General features: G+C 55.4%; 15 protein-coding genes. 9 read left to right on the forward strand and 6 right to left on the reverse strand.

Annotation, left to right across the window (positions count from 1 at the left end):
• Positions 1 to 285: 285 nt before the first annotated feature.
• From AAAB16_RS05525 to AAAB16_RS05560, 8 genes are all read left to right on the forward strand, one after another.
• Positions 286 to 1,674, forward strand: a complete 1,389-nt coding sequence (locus AAAB16_RS05525; RefSeq protein WP_340662434.1) for an aminotransferase — start codon at positions 286 to 288, stop codon at positions 1,672 to 1,674.
• On the forward strand, positions 1,671 to 2,768 hold the full coding sequence (locus tag AAAB16_RS05530) for an ABC transporter ATP-binding protein (RefSeq protein WP_340662435.1): 1,098 nt from the start codon (positions 1,671 to 1,673) through the stop codon (positions 2,766 to 2,768). Before AAAB16_RS05525 ends, AAAB16_RS05530 begins: the two co-directional genes overlap by 4 nt.
• A 159-nt stretch (positions 2,769 to 2,927) precedes the next feature.
• On the forward strand, positions 2,928 to 3,968 hold the full coding sequence (locus AAAB16_RS05535) for an ABC transporter substrate-binding protein (protein WP_340662436.1): 1,041 nt from the start codon (positions 2,928 to 2,930) through the stop codon (positions 3,966 to 3,968).
• A 71-nt stretch (positions 3,969 to 4,039) separates the two neighbouring features.
• Positions 4,040 to 5,314, forward strand: coding sequence for an ABC transporter permease (locus tag AAAB16_RS05540; RefSeq protein WP_340662437.1), 1,275 nt, complete (start codon positions 4,040 to 4,042; stop codon positions 5,312 to 5,314).
• 14 nt (positions 5,315 to 5,328) lie between these two features.
• Complete coding sequence (locus tag AAAB16_RS05545; protein ID WP_340662438.1) at positions 5,329 to 6,144, forward strand: ABC transporter permease; 816 nt, start codon at positions 5,329 to 5,331, stop codon at positions 6,142 to 6,144.
• 2 nt (positions 6,145 to 6,146) lie between these two features.
• A complete protein-coding gene (locus AAAB16_RS05550; protein ID WP_340662439.1) occupies positions 6,147 to 6,896 on the forward strand; it encodes an SDR family NAD(P)-dependent oxidoreductase in 750 nt (249 codons plus the stop codon).
• A 211-nt stretch (positions 6,897 to 7,107) separates the two neighbouring features.
• Positions 7,108 to 7,869 (forward strand): SDR family oxidoreductase, encoded by a 762-nt coding sequence (locus AAAB16_RS05555; RefSeq protein WP_340662440.1) that lies wholly within the window; start codon positions 7,108 to 7,110, stop codon positions 7,867 to 7,869.
• 80 nt (positions 7,870 to 7,949) lie between these two features.
• Positions 7,950 to 8,507: a flavin reductase family protein gene (locus AAAB16_RS05560; protein ID WP_340662441.1), complete on the forward strand. Its 558-nt coding sequence runs from the start codon at positions 7,950 to 7,952 to the stop codon at positions 8,505 to 8,507.
• An 18-nt stretch (positions 8,508 to 8,525) separates the two neighbouring features.
• On the opposite strand, the gene AAAB16_RS05565 is transcribed toward AAAB16_RS05560, so the two are convergent.
• From AAAB16_RS05565 to AAAB16_RS05580, 4 genes are all read right to left on the reverse strand, one after another.
• Positions 8,526 to 9,425, reverse strand: a complete 900-nt coding sequence (locus AAAB16_RS05565; protein WP_340662448.1) for an AraC family transcriptional regulator — start codon at positions 9,423 to 9,425, stop codon at positions 8,526 to 8,528.
• Between the two features lie 194 nt (positions 9,426 to 9,619).
• A complete protein-coding gene (locus AAAB16_RS05570; RefSeq protein ID WP_340662442.1) occupies positions 9,620 to 9,874 on the reverse strand; it encodes an Atu4866 domain-containing protein in 255 nt (84 codons plus the stop codon).
• A gap of 33 nt (positions 9,875 to 9,907) precedes the next feature.
• Entirely contained in the window at positions 9,908 to 10,645 is a 738-nt protein-coding gene (locus AAAB16_RS05575) for an SDR family oxidoreductase (RefSeq protein WP_340662443.1), read from the reverse strand.
• Between the two features lie 148 nt (positions 10,646 to 10,793).
• Positions 10,794 to 11,363, reverse strand: coding sequence for an NAD(P)H-dependent oxidoreductase (locus AAAB16_RS05580; RefSeq protein WP_340662444.1), 570 nt, complete (start codon positions 11,361 to 11,363; stop codon positions 10,794 to 10,796).
• Between the two features lie 200 nt (positions 11,364 to 11,563).
• Between AAAB16_RS05580 and AAAB16_RS05585 the strand changes: the two genes are divergently transcribed.
• Positions 11,564 to 12,472, forward strand: coding sequence for a LysR family transcriptional regulator (locus AAAB16_RS05585; RefSeq protein WP_340662445.1), 909 nt, complete (start codon positions 11,564 to 11,566; stop codon positions 12,470 to 12,472).
• On the opposite strand, the gene AAAB16_RS05590 is transcribed toward AAAB16_RS05585, so the two are convergent.
• Complete coding sequence (locus AAAB16_RS05590; RefSeq protein WP_340662446.1) at positions 12,434 to 13,657, reverse strand: MFS transporter; 1,224 nt, start codon at positions 13,655 to 13,657, stop codon at positions 12,434 to 12,436. The genes AAAB16_RS05585 and AAAB16_RS05590 overlap by 39 nt on opposite strands.
• A gap of 156 nt (positions 13,658 to 13,813) precedes the next feature.
• Positions 13,814 to 14,418 (reverse strand): SDR family NAD(P)-dependent oxidoreductase (locus AAAB16_RS05595; protein ID WP_340662447.1); only part of this gene is annotated, 605 nt, incomplete at its 5' end.

A 14,418-nucleotide genomic window follows, 5' to 3' on the forward strand; every position in this document is an offset into this window, starting at 1 on the left:
CTCCTTGAGATTCTCGACGAGCTCCGGACTCAGAGCGGACGAAAAACCGTCACTAGCCTGACCGGAATGGGCAATCGACATGGCTGCATTTCCTGAATATGTGTGGTTGGCATAGCCGTGCTCACGGCCCCCTTCTTACAACTTATAAGATATATGTTGCATGAACAACCTGTTGGCGGTACTTTTTTTGCGGGCTGAAAAGCTCAAAAAACCAGGTTGATTTTTTTTGTTCGAAGCACACATCATATAAGTTATATGTTATCTAAAGGTTTGGAGACCCCCGCTATGCTCACACTGACAAGGTCTGAATCAAGCGCTACAGGCCAGATAGACAGACGCTTCCACTTGCATTCGCAGACCAACTTGCACCGCCATCAGCAGCAGGGGCCACTGGTCATCGCACGTGGCGACGGCATCTATGTCATTGACGAGCAAGGCCAGGAATACATCGAAGGCATGTCGGGTTTGTGGTGTGCGAGCTTAGGTTTTTCCAACCAGCGTTTAGTGGAAGCCGCCCACCATCAATTCAACGTGCTGCCGTACTACCACACGTTCAACCACAGGGTTTCTGAGGTAACGGCCCGCTTGGCCGAACGCGTTGCAGTGCTAAGTGATATGCCTGAAGCGAAGGTTTTTTTTGCCTGTTCCGGTTCAGAAGCAAACGACTCGATGGTCAAGATGGCTTGGGCATATCACCGCGCACGAGGGAATCCACAGAAGCGCAAAGTCATCGCTCATCAAAAGGGCTTTCATGGCTCGACTGTTATGGGCGCCACCCTATCCGGACTACCAAATATGCATGCTGCATTCGGTTTACCCCTGGACGGTGTGATACGCATTGAGTGCCCGCATCACTACCGCAACGGTCTACCCGAAGAGTCTGAGGTTGAGTTTCGAGACCGTTTGATCGCCGATCTGCAAAGGAGAATCGAATCAGAAGGGGCAGAGAACATTGCCGCGTTTATCAGCGAACCAATCATGGGCGCCGGTGGCGTAATCGTGCCTCCAACGGGCTATTTCGCAGCGGTCCAGGCGCTGCTCAAGCGCCATGACATCCTGATGCTATCGGACGAAATCATTTGTGGCTTTGGTCGCACAGGCCGTTGGTTTGGCCATCAGAACATGGGCTTCACCCCTGATATGAAAGCGTGCGCTAAGAGCCTGTCAGCGGGCTATCAACCCATATCCTGCGCCGTCGTCAGCGGTTCAGTTTATGAGGTGCTGGAACTGCAGAGCCAACAACTGAATGGTTTCGGTCATGGGTTCACTTACTCTGGCCACCCGGTAGCTGCTGCTGTTGCGCTCGAAGCGCTGGATATCTACCAAGAGATGGGCCTGCCTGCTCATAACCTGGGCATGGGCAAGGTGCTGCATGAAGCGCTATCTCCTTTGCTCGAACATCCCTTGATTGGAGAGGTTCGTGGCATTGGTCTACTGGCAGGTTTGGAGCTGGTTGCGGACAAAAACACTCGAGCCTTCTTTCCGGCCAGTCTGGCCATCGGCGCCCAGGTTGAACTTGCGGCGCGTAAACAGGGCCTGATCGTCCGCAACATGGGTGACTCTATCGCCCTCGCACCTCCTTTCATCATTACCCCAGAACAAATCCAAGCAATGGTTGAGCGCCTGACTGCCGCCCTCAATGACGTTTACCAATCCATTGGACAACGCCCATGAACAGCGCAGCGCACTCTCCGTCCTCGTTGATTGATCTCACTCACGTTCAGAAGAGTTACGACGGCAAAACTCTGGTCATAAAGGACCTAAACCTCTCCATCGCCAAGGGTGAGTTCCTTACATTGCTCGGTGCATCAGGGTCGGGAAAAACCACAACGCTAATGATGCTGGCCGGATTTGAAACACCCACCCGAGGTGAAATCCGTATGGCGGGCAAACCCATCCAAAACGTTCCGGCACACAAGCGCGGCATGGGAATGGTGTTCCAGAACTACGCCCTGTTTCCGCATATGACTGTGTCCGAGAACCTTGCCTACCCCCTGAAAATGCGCGGGCTTGACCGCAGCACCATCGAGACCAAGGTCAAGCGCGCCATCGACATGGTGCAGTTGCATGACATGCAACTACGGCGCCCCTCAGAGCTATCAGGTGGCCAACAGCAACGCGTTGCTCTGGCGCGGGCCATGGTCTTCGAGCCGCAAGTGATCCTTATGGACGAACCATTAGGAGCGCTGGACAAGAATCTGCGCGAACACATGCAGTACGAGATCAAACAGTTGCATCGCAGTCTCGGGGTGACCGTTGTGTATGTCACCCATGACCAGGGCGAAGCGCTGACCATGTCCGACCGGGTGGCAGTCTTCCATCAAGGCGACATCGCCCAAATCGGTGCACCCACCACTTTGTACGAACACCCTGAAAATGCCTACGTCGCCACCTTCATTGGTGAGAACAACGTGTTGCATGGCCAGCTCAAAGGTCGTCAAGGCGAACAGGTGGATGTGGCGCTGAACGCTGGTTTAAACACGCGCGGAGTGGCCGTCGGGGCGCTGGGCGCTACTGGTCAAGACATTCAGCTACTCATCCGGCCAGAAAAAGTCCGCCTATGCGCAATTGGCCCATCCAGCTATCAGGCCACCCTCGCTGACCGTGTGTACCTGGGCGATCACATACGCGTTCATCTCAAGCTCAGCAACGGCGACACCTTGATCGTCAAAACCGCCAACGATCAGTCGATCAATGCCCTGCGTAATGGCCAGCCCGTCGGCTTTACCTGGAACCCGGAAGACGCGCGTGTCTTCACAGCGCGCTAACCGCAGTAGCCATTTGCACTGCGGCCTGGAAACACCGCACCCACAACAATAAGAAGGTTCTCACCATGCAAAGCTTCGATCATTCGACCTGAGCATTTCTTCTGCCCTTTCCATGTCTTGCAGACACCAACGGTTATTCCTTGTGCAGGAGAAAGCAGCATGTCGTCACTTAACAAACGCCTCACCCTCGCTCTCATTTTGGCAGCCGCCAGCACCTTGACCCAAGCACGCGACCTGACCGCCGTCGGTTTCGGCGGAGCCACCCAGGAGGCCTTCGATAAGGCTTACTTCAAACCCTTTGCTGCGCAGAGTGGCAAGCCTGTAGTCCAGGACACTTATGGTGGTGGCCTGGCGAAACAGAAGGCGATGGTCGAATCTGGAAATCCGACTTGGGACCTGGTGCAGATGGACCAGAACGAAATGGAGTTGGCTTGCGAGCAGGGGCTGCTCGAAGAGCTCGATCATCAGCAGCTGAAGAATGCTCCGGAGGTTAATCCTGAAGCGTTCTCTACCTGCGGGGTGGGGGCATTTATCTGGTCTGAAGTCATGACCTACGACCAGAAAAAATTTGGCGCGGATGGTCCAAAAAGCTGGGCAGACTTCTGGGATGTGAAGAAGTGGCCTGGCAAGCGCGGCCTGCGTAAACAAGCGCGTATGACCTTGGAGATTGCTCTTATGGCTGACGGAGTCGCGCCGGCTGATATCTATAAGGTTCTTGCTACCAAGGAAGGCCAAGACCGTGCCTTCGCGAAGTTGGATGAGATCAAGCCATTCATTCAATGGTGGGAAACTGGCGCACAGCCGCTCGAGTGGCTGGCCGCCGGAAACGTGACGGTAACTGCGGCCTACAACGGACGCATCGCCATCGCCAATCAACAGGGCAGCAATTTCCCCCTGATCTGGCAGCAGCAGCTGTACAGCATGGACTACTGGACCATCATCAAGAACACGCCCAACAAACAACAGAGCTACCAACTGCTGGATTACATCCTCAGCGCCAAAGCACAGGGAGACTTCGCTCATGCGATTCCCTACGGCATCGTAAATACCAAAGCCAGCGCCGCTTTAGACACCAAGACCGTAAACGCCTTGCCCAATGCACCAGCCAATATGAAAGACGCCCTATTGCTGGATACACCGTTCTGGGTCAACTACGAGGAAGACTTGATGAACCGGTTTACACGCTGGGTCGCTCAGTAATCCAGCTCGATGACAGCGCCAACGGCGACGTGGGCGCTGTCCGGTATCGTTTCAGCAAGGTGAGTCTGATTATGTCCGCTTCCGCGATTGACACATTGCCCCCGAAAAACGCGTCGCTGGTGGATGCTCATCAGCGTTCCAACCGGCGCAGGCGCGCGTTTTCCATGTTGCTGCTGTTGCCGCTGCTGGCATACACCGGAGTTTTTTTCGCTCTTCCGATCGGCATGATGCTGTACCGAGCAGTAAGCAATCCCGAGCTCTTGCAAGCCTTTCCCAGAACCATCGCGGCTCTGGCCGAGAACCACGCCGCCGCTTCGGGCACATTACCTACAGAGCAGACGTTTGAGGCACTTGAGGACGACTTCCTCAGTGCGCCAAACATCGCGGTGATTGGCGAAGCCGCACGGCGCCTGAACTACGAAAACAGTGGCTATCGCTTTCTAATCATGAGCACCGCACGCCACTACAAAAAGCCGCTTGATGGGAATACGCGGGCAGCCACGACCGCGCAGCAACGCCTAGCGGCCGTGGATCCCCGCTGGGTTTCACCAGCACTATGGGAAGATTTTCGACGTGCTTCCCCCGCTTACAGTCCTTACTACCTGCTGGCCGCGATTGACCTAAAGCAGACCGATCATGGCATTGAAGCGGTCGCCGAAGACCAGCGCGTTTACATCGATCTAATCCTCAAGACGCTGAAGATTGCCCTGATCGTTTCTCTGCTATGCCTGGTTCTAGGCTTTCCTTTTGCAGCGCTGATGGTGAAGGCATCTAGGCCGATGCAGGTTCTGCTAATGCTGGCCGTCATGCTTCCCTTCTGGACATCGCTGCTGGCGAGAACGACCGCCTGGATTGTCGTATTGCAGGAGAAAGGCATCGTCAACTCGTTACTCATGCGGCTCGGTCTGACCGAGCACCCATTGCCGATGATTTTCAACCTGCTAGGTGTGTACATCGTCATGGTTCACATACTGCTGCCGTTCAGCGTGCTGCCCTTGTACAACACGATGAAGAGCATTCCGCCCCACTTTATGCGCGCATCGGCATCCCTTGGCGCTCACCCATTGCGTGGGTTCTTCCACGTCTACCTTCCTATGACCCTCACCGGGATCGGGTCTGGCACATTGCTGACCTTCATCGTCGCAGCAGGCTATTACGTAACCCCAACACTAGTCGGCAGTGCGCGCGAGCAAATGCTCGGCTACTTCATCGCCTTCTATACCAATACCACTGTCAATTGGGGCATGGCCTCGGCGCTTGGCTTGGTTTTGATTGCCTGTGTGCTGTTCATTTACCTACTGGCCGCGAGACTGGTGGGTATCCGCCAAATCGCTGGCTTGCGCTGAGGGAGTAACGCCCTATGAACCATTTCTTCCTGGCTGCTATCGCCCGTAAAGCACATCTGCTGTTCGGCGTACTCATGAGCTTGTTCATGATCGCGCCCTTGTTGGCCGTGGTACCGATCTCGTTCAGTAGCGGCTCATTCCTATCCTATCCATTGCCTGGATTTTCTCTGCAATGGTACGAGCGCGTATTTACCAGCGGCCCCTGGATGCAAGCGCTCAGCAATAGTCTGGTGATCGGCCTTATCTCAACGTTGCTTTCCACAGTGCTCGGTACGCTTGCTGCGTTGGCCTTTGCTCGGCGTGATCTACCGGCAGCGGGTAGCCTGCTAGGCCTATTGATTTCGCCGATGATCTTTCCCCCGGTGATTTCCGGCTTGGGCATGTATTTCCTGTTCGGCCAGTTAGGTCTTACCGGCACCATGACTGGCCTGATACTGGCTCATACCGTGTTGGCCACGCCGTTTGTATTGATCAGCGTTGCTGCCAGCCTGCAAGGGTTCGACATGACCTTGCTCAAAGCCGCCGCCATGTCTGGTGCCTCACCTACACGAGCTTTTATAGGCATCGCCCTACCTATCATCACACCCGGTGTGGGGTCAGGCGCCTTATTTGCCTTCATGACTTCCTTCGATGAAATAGTCGTCGCGTTGTTTATCGGCGGACCGAGCCAACGCACATTACCTCGGCAGATGTTCGACGGCATTCGCGACACCATTGATCCATCTATCGTCGCCATGTCGACCTTTTTGCTCCTGATCGGCATCGCCGGGCTGCTCACCACAACATTTCTCACTCTGCGCACGCAGCGCAATAAACCTCAGGAGAATTGAACATGTATATCGTCACCGGCGGCACTCACGGCATTGGCGCCGCCACAGTAGAGATGTTGGCGAGCGAAGGCTTCGACGTGATTTTTACGGGCCGCGATCAAGACGCAGGCGCCGCATTGGAAGAACGCGTGCCTACCGCCCGATTTGTCCTTGGCGATGTGCGTAATGAAGCTGATTGCCAGCACGTTGTCTCCGTGGCACTGGAAGCAGGACACGGCTCGCTCAAGGGACTAGTCAATAATGCTGGAATGGCCGGGCGTAACATCTTCCATGAAACATCCCAATCAGAGTGGGACACCATGTTTGAGGTGAACACGCGCTCCGCATTCTTTTATATCAAGCACGCTTTGCCGGGGCTGCAAAAAGGTCAGGGCGCTGTCGTTAACGTATCGTCCATCGCAGGAAAGACCGGAGAGCAAGGCTTGGCGACCTACTGCGCAAGCAAGGCAGCTCTGCTTGGGCTTACCCAGGCTTTAGCTCTGGAGTACGGAACGGAAGTTCGCTTCAACGCAGTATGCCCTGGACAAATCGCTACCCGGATGATGAGCGGCATCATGGCGGATGCCCATAAAACTGCAGCCCTGACATCTCGTATTGCCGCTGGGCGCTTGGCCAGTCCGGAAGAAGTAGCGGCCGCTATTTGCTGGCTGCTGTCCCCCGCGTCTAGCTACGTCAACGGCACATCACTAACCATCGACGGCGGCGAAACAGCTGGCTTGCTTACACCAAAAATGCAGCCACTAGGGATCTGACTCCGAAGGCTTCAACCCCATAAAAACCGCAGCCCTAAAGCCACTCGAACGAAGAGCGCCAGATATTGCCATCTACGCACCTGGACCAGGACATCACATAAAGGAGCAAAACCCCGACAGGCTGAGCAAGGCTGCCAAAGAGGTGCATGTCAAAAAGAGGGAAATTGGAGCCGTCGAAAGCGACGCCCCAATGACTACTTGGAGACATGACATGACTGACTTCACCCCAACCCCCAATGAAGTAGCAGACAAAGTAATCCTGGTTACCGGAGCGGCCAGCGGTATTGGTAAAGCCATTACTGAGCTCCTCCACTCTCGCGGTGCGAAAGTGATCGCAGAGGACATCGACCCATCCGTCAATGCCCTTGAGCGCCCCGGCATCGTTCCCTTTGTGGCGGACATCACCGTAGACGGCTCGGCAGAAAAAGCGGTCGCCCTGGCTGTCGAAAAGTTCGGCAAGTTGGACGTCCTGGTGAATAACGCCGGGCGCATTCTTTACAAACCGGTCATCGAAATGACTCGCGAAGACTGGACTTGGCAAATGGAAACCAACGTCACCGGTGCCTTCCTTCACTCCCGTGAAGCAATGAAGGAAATGATGAAAAACAAATCTGGTGCGATCGTAAATATTGCGTCCTATGCCTCGTACTTTGCATTTCCAGGCATCGCGGCCTACACCGCGTCCAAAGGTGCCTTGGCCCAATTGACGCGCACCCAGGCGCTGGAAGCGATCGAGCATGGCATCCGTGTAAACGCCATCGGCGTTGGCGATGTGGTGACCAACCTGTTGAACCATTTCATGGACGACGGCCGCGGTTTCCTGGAGGAGCACGGCAAATCTGCGCCCATTGGCCGCGCTGCGGCGCCAGAAGAGATCGCCGAGATCGTGTCCTTCCTGGCCTCCGAGCGCGCCAGCTTTATCGTCGGTTCAGTGGTCATGGCCGATGGCGGCATGAGCATCCCGGTGGGCTAATGCTTCGTCTCAATTCGCGTGGTGCAGGGTTGCCCTGCACCACGCGTTTTTTATCCATACGACTATTCAACGGAGGCGTCATGGCCGCATATCGAAAATCCGACTTCCCACTGATAGACGTCCGCCAACATCTAGAGACCGGGCCTATCGTTCTAGTGACTTCAGCCTGGAAAGGTGAGACCAACATCATGACCATGGGCTGGCACATGATGATGCAGTTTTCTCCCGCCCTGTTTGGCTGCTACATCTGGACGGGAAACCATAGCTACGAGCTGATCCGAAACAGTCAGCAATGCGTTATCAATATACCCACAGTTGAGCTGGCAGATCAGGTCGTCGCGGTGGGAAACAGCACCGGCTCAGCCTTCGACAAGTTCGTAGAGTTTGACCTCACTCCGACTCCGGCAGACCAGGTAAAGGCTCCGCTGATTAAAGAATGCTATGCCAATTTTGAATGCCAGTTGTTCGACTCGAATCTAATCGGCGAGTACGGCTTGTTCGTGTGGGAAGTCGTCAGAGCACACGTTGCGTTGTCGGTGAAAGATCCAAAAACCCTCCACTACAGGGGCCAAGGGCAGTTTATGGTTGCAGGGGAAACCTTGGACTTCCACGAGCAGTTCCGTTCACAAAACCTGTAAATCTTCGCTTCGAAATCATCATTTGCGGTATTGGCTGGGCGTAAGGCCGACTTCTCGTTTGAAGACCTGAGAAAAATGGCTCGGACTGCTGTAGCCGACCTCCAGGCCAATATCGATGATGCTTTGATCCGTTTCCAAAAGAAGTTGCCGGGCTCTGGCCATTCGCAGTCGGATAAAGAATTGAGACGGTGAATGCCCGGTAGCTTTTTTGAACAGCCGGCTGAAGTGGTATTCGCTCATGCCGACCTCTTCGGCCAGTTCCCCAAGGCTGAACTCCCCAGGCAGATTGGCTTCCATGGTCGCCAAGACGCGTCGCAGCTTGAAGGCAGGCAGTGCATTGCGATGGGTAATATCGTCAGCAGAACTGTCCAAGTACTCACGAGCAAGGTGGACGGCCATGCATTGGGCGAGTCCCTGCAGAAAAAGTGCGCTAACGGCTTTATGGCCAGTCAGCTCCACGCGGATCTGCTCCAGCAGCATGGACAGCAGCTCATCATGCCCACCCGATATATCTCGCAAACGGACAGCGCCAGAGCCGCCGAGTACTTCCTGAATGGCTTTCTCGAGCAAAGGGATCCCGAGATAGATGTGCATGACCTCGAATGCATCTGCACCGGAAACCTTCCAGCGCATCTCGTAAGGTTCTGCCGAGGATGTCAAAAAGAAATCGCCCTTGGCCACGTGACTGGTTTCCCACTCGCCCCCAAGCGTTCGCTCCTCTACAACGGCGGTTCCTGAGATGACCCACACCAACAAGGGCTCAGCCACGGCGGGAACGATAAAGTTGTCCTCCTCACGCTCCCGATTGAAGATCTGAACCAATATATCGCGGGCTGCCAGACTGTCCGAAGCAGCAAGACGTTCGCCACGAATGTAAGCCTCCAATCCTTGGGCGGAGGTTCGCTCAGTCAGGTCCATGTTCACGTAGTTCCTCCCAATAAGTTCAAGCCATCCACCGAGAGTTGCAGTTACCGGCGCCATGAAACCTTTACTTCACCCTCAGACCTTGTGAACTGCTGGGGATTCAACACAACCGCCCGCACTAAGGCGGGCTATTGGTTGCATGGACATCACATAAAAAAGGCCGGAATGTCTCCATTCCGGCCTCCGGTTCAACGCTCGGGATAAAGCACCATCCCGGCGTGGTACAGCACGTCACCGCGGAATTCACCGTCGGCGGTGAAGCCGGTGTCGTCAACGTATTCGATATGATCGCCCTCCAGCCAATAACGACCTTGGTAGGCACTTTTTTGCCCTCCCCGAGCCTCGTCATAGCGGCCGTCTGGCAACAATTCATGGCGAATACGACCGTCGGCTGTCACCCACATGCCAACGTACTTGTTCTGGTCTCCGGATGGCTGCGCCATAACCTTCTCCTCTGCAAACGGGCGATAAGATAATCAGAATGGGCTTGCGGTAGGGCGCACGATCAATTCGCTGACGTCCACATCAGCAGGTTGCTCGACGGCATAGGCAATAGCGCGCGCAATGGCCGAAGCAGGAATGGCGATCTTGCGGAACTCACGCATCTCTGCACGTCCGCCTTCATCAGAAATACTCTCCGCTAACTCGGACTCGGTGACACCGGGAGCGATAACGGTGACACGGATGTCGCCGCCTACCTCCTGGCGAAGCCCTTCGGAAATGGCACGAACGGCATACTTGGTAGCGCAGTACACAGCAGCGGTAGGGCTTACGGCATACGCACCAATGGAGGCGATATTGATGATCTGGCCCGCTCGCTGTTGCTGCATAAGAGGCAAGGTCGCGGCAATGCCATGCAGTACTCCACGGATGTTCACATCGATCATTTGATTCCACTCATTGACTTTCAGCGCTTCCAATTTGGACAGCGGCATGACCCCGGCATTGTTTACCAGCACGTCAACGCGACCATGAAGCTCGACAGCGAAGTCGATGAACGACTGCATGTCATCCAGGCTGGTTACATCCAGGGGCAGCACATCGGCGATACCGCCCGCTGCACGAATTTCTCCTGCCAAGGCCTCGAGCCGATCGGTACGGCGCGCTCCCAAGACAACACGGGCTCCTTTGCTAGCGAGAAGGCGAGCGGTCGCTTCGCCAATACCGCTGCTGGCACCGGTAATCACGACGACTTTCTGTTCGATGTTGTGCATTTTATAACTCCTGTTTTCGCTTCAGAGGTTCCCGCTGTTCAGCAGGTCTTGAAGCAAGATTAAGAAGTCACGGCGAGGTGCCGTTATGCGATTCCTGCGAAGGTTTTGCACAATGCTCCTGGCGGAGGCAGAACCTTCGGCTTTAGGACTAACCGACCTTTTGGTAGGGAGCGAAGGCTCGTGCGTCTTTCAACGCCCGCGCCCACCAAGCCAGCTGGATGAGCAACTGTGCCATCGGCACACGCGTCTGCGCATAGCGCTCAAACTCGGCGCCTAGATTGAAACGCTCCGCGATCTCATTGAAAGCTAAACAACTGCCAAGCGGCATGGCATGCAGATCCAACAGCTCGCACCGCAACTGCTCGACTTCAGCCTCGGCTCCAGTTGTGCAGCCATAACTTACAAATGAAACGGGCCGGGCTTGAAGGTACTCAGGCCAACGCACCATCAAGGGCTTCAACCCATGCGCATAGCCAAGGTGGCGTGCCGGCGTCAGGACGATATAGGCATCTGCAGCCGCTAACGTATTCAAGCAGGCGCGACGCCCGCGCTGCTCTGAAAAACCGTCTCTAAACCTCAAATCAAATGGCTCTAGGACGCTTAGCTCAAACTCGCTGCGGTCTTGCAAAATGGCGGTAATCCATTGCACCAACGCATTGTCAGTGCCATCGGACTCGTAGCTGTTATGGATGAGTACTAGTTGAAGTTTGTGAGTCATTTCAGCCTCCGAGCAGGTGTCAACATGGCAATGTTCTGCGGTTGCAAAACAGGGTGAGCACACAACGCGTCACTGTTTGAGTTGGCCGCTTCTTTGCTTACAAAGTCGACAGCCCCACGTCGCGTTAGCAAAATCTTATGCGCGCGAAGTTGGGGAGATATAGCCCGTGCCCAGGCACACGACTTATGACGTGAATTCATATGCGACGACTAGATGTTAACTGCTTCGCCGAGATGAGCGTGTTCGTGAAAGTGGTGGAAGAAGGCGGTTATTCAGCGGCTGCAAAGGCATGCGCGATAACCCCATCCGCCGTCAGTAAGCTGGTGACCCGCCTGGAAAGCCGCCTCGGGGCCCGCTTGCTGAATCGGTCCACGCGCAAACAGCTGCTGACACCTGAAGGAACGGCATTCTACGAGCGCAGCATCGCCATTCTTGCCGAGCTTGATGAAGCAGAGCGCGAAGCATCCGCCAATTCCGCGCCTCAGGGGTTGGTCAGAATCAGCTGCAACGTGGGCATCGGCCGCCAACTCTTTCTACCCATAATCAGCTCGTTTCTCGATCTACATCCAGGCGTGAGTGTCGAACTTTTTCTGACCGATGAGGTGGTCGATCTCATCGACGCACGAGCTGATATCGCCATACGCAGCGGCGCATTGAAAAATTCCAACCTGGTGGCGAAACGACTAGGGCAATCCAGAGGATTTATCGTAGGTTCTCCCGCCTACCTAGCAGCCAAAGGAACTCCGCTTTCGCCTGCCGACCTAGCCCACCACAATTGTCTGGGTTTTACCTTTTCCCCGCCAGCAATGGAATGGTCCTTGCTCACCGAGAACGGTGGGCAAGGCATGTACCCGGTAGCAGGCAATGCTCGCGTCAGTGATGGAGACGCATTGCGAGAGCTCGCCGTCCTAGGCGGAGGACTAGCCAAGCTAGGTTTTTGCCAAGTTGAACAGGACCTGGCTGCCGGCAGGTTGGTATCAGTTCTGGAAGCGTTCGTGCCCAAGAGCGTCACTGAAATTCATGCAATTTACGTCGGCCAGGGCGGACATCTACCCGCACGAGTAAGGGCATTAATGGATTTCCTTGGCGCTAATTTGATTGTCCACTGAACCGGAACTGCTGGGGCGGGGCCACTCGTTAATTGCATAGATCACTAGGAGTGCCGCAGGCAAACCTGCACCCAACAGGCACAAGCCTTCCCATCCGAAATAGTGTAAACCGATACTGGCCACTGCGGAGCCGATCGCACCGCCGACAAAATTGACGCTGATAAAAACTGCAGTGATCCGCGAGTTAGCGTTCGGGTCCAGTTTGTAGATCACCGATTGGTGGGTTACCTGTAGCCCCATTACGGCAATGTTCAGCGCCATTGCCGCGACAATGATTATCCACAACCCAGTTGTTGCAAAGAACAACGCTCCCCAGGCGAGCATCATCAAGGTGGCCAAGCCGATAGCCAGAGCGTGTTTATAGCCGCGATCACTCAAACGGCCAATCAAGCCAGGAATCAGTGCACCGGCAACGCCCGTCAGCCCTATCAGGCCGATGCGAGCAGCAGGAAAACTATAAGGCGGTTGCGACAGCAGGATAGGCAGACCGGTCCACAAGCTACTGAAGCTAGCCATTCCCAGCGAACCATAAAGAGCACGTCGGCGAAGCGTTGGCTGCTTCTGGGTAATTAGCCACAACGAGTGCATCAGTCTGCGATAGCGAACTGGCTGACCCCGTCGCTCCGGCTCTGCCGGCAACGTGATTCTGAGCAACATGAGCAGAATCAGCGCAGTACACCCTGCGGTCGCATACACCATCCGCCAACCCGTTGTGTTGCCAACGCCACCAGAAACCAGCCAGGACAGTGGAATAGCCAACAACGCCCCAGTCATCACCAGGCCGACCACTCGACCGCGCTGATGCTCCGTGGTGATAGAGGCCACGTAGGGCACGATCAACATTGCCGCCGAAGCGGTCGCTCCGGAGATAAGCACTGCCGCGCTGAACAGCACGAAATTTTGGCTAGCCGCCGCCGTAAACATCGCTAATGCGTTCAGCAAAAACATCAGGCTTAGAAGTGACTTTCTCTCCAGCACATCACCGAGAGGAACGACCAGCAAAATTCCTACCGTGTAGCCAAGCTGAGTGCAACTTACCAGGAGGCCAGAGGTTGAAACTGGAATGCCAAATGAATTCGCCACCAGGGAAAGAATAGGCTGCAGGTAGTACATATTGGCAATCATGGCACCCGCAGCGAATGCGTAGAGCCAAATTAACGGGCGGGACGGGGACAATGAATCCATACAGATACTCCTCGGTACGTACCGTTCAAAGTGGGCGGGTTAATCAACGCGTTTAGTGTTGCCCACCCCTCGGCGTCCCCGTTACATCACTCCTGTCAGGTGTTTGCCCGATTCTGCCGTAGCAGTGGAACTGCCGTCGTCTTGATAGCCGATGCGCTAACGCGCCGGAAAATCCGCGCCCCGCGCCGTGGGTTCCCACGCGCTGAATTCTTGCCCCATGGCGGTAAGTTTCTCCTGCGCGGCCTCATAGGCTTCATTGCCCAACAACAGACGCGCTGGAGGCGTTGCGCATTTAACTGCGGCGTAAATTGCTGCCGCTGCGCGAGTGGGATCGCCGGCTTGTTTGCCGACAGACTTCTGGTAGGCGTGCATTGCGGCTCCTACGGTTGCCTCATAGTCCTTAGCGACAACTTGCGCAGCGCCCGAAGAGCCGGCCCACTCAGTTCTAAACGCGCTGGGCTGAACGGTCATCACCCGAATGCCAAGTGGCGAAACCTCCGCGCGCAGACTTTCGGACAAGCCCTCCACGGCAAATTTCGTTGCACAGTAGTGGCCGACCGCTTCGAAACCGACCAAACCGCCTACAGACGTGAGGTTAACGATCATGCCAGCGCGCCGCTTTCGCATGCCCGGCAGTACCGCCCGAATCATAGATGCCGTGCCGAAATAGTTGACCTCAAACATTTGCCGTACCGCCTCATCGTCGCTGTCTTCGACAGATGAGAAGTAGCCAACGCCGGCATTGTTTATCAGCACATCCA

It is taken from the genome of Pseudomonas sp. (assembly GCF_037994325.1).
GTDB lineage: Bacteria > Pseudomonadota > Gammaproteobacteria > Pseudomonadales > Pseudomonadaceae > Aquipseudomonas.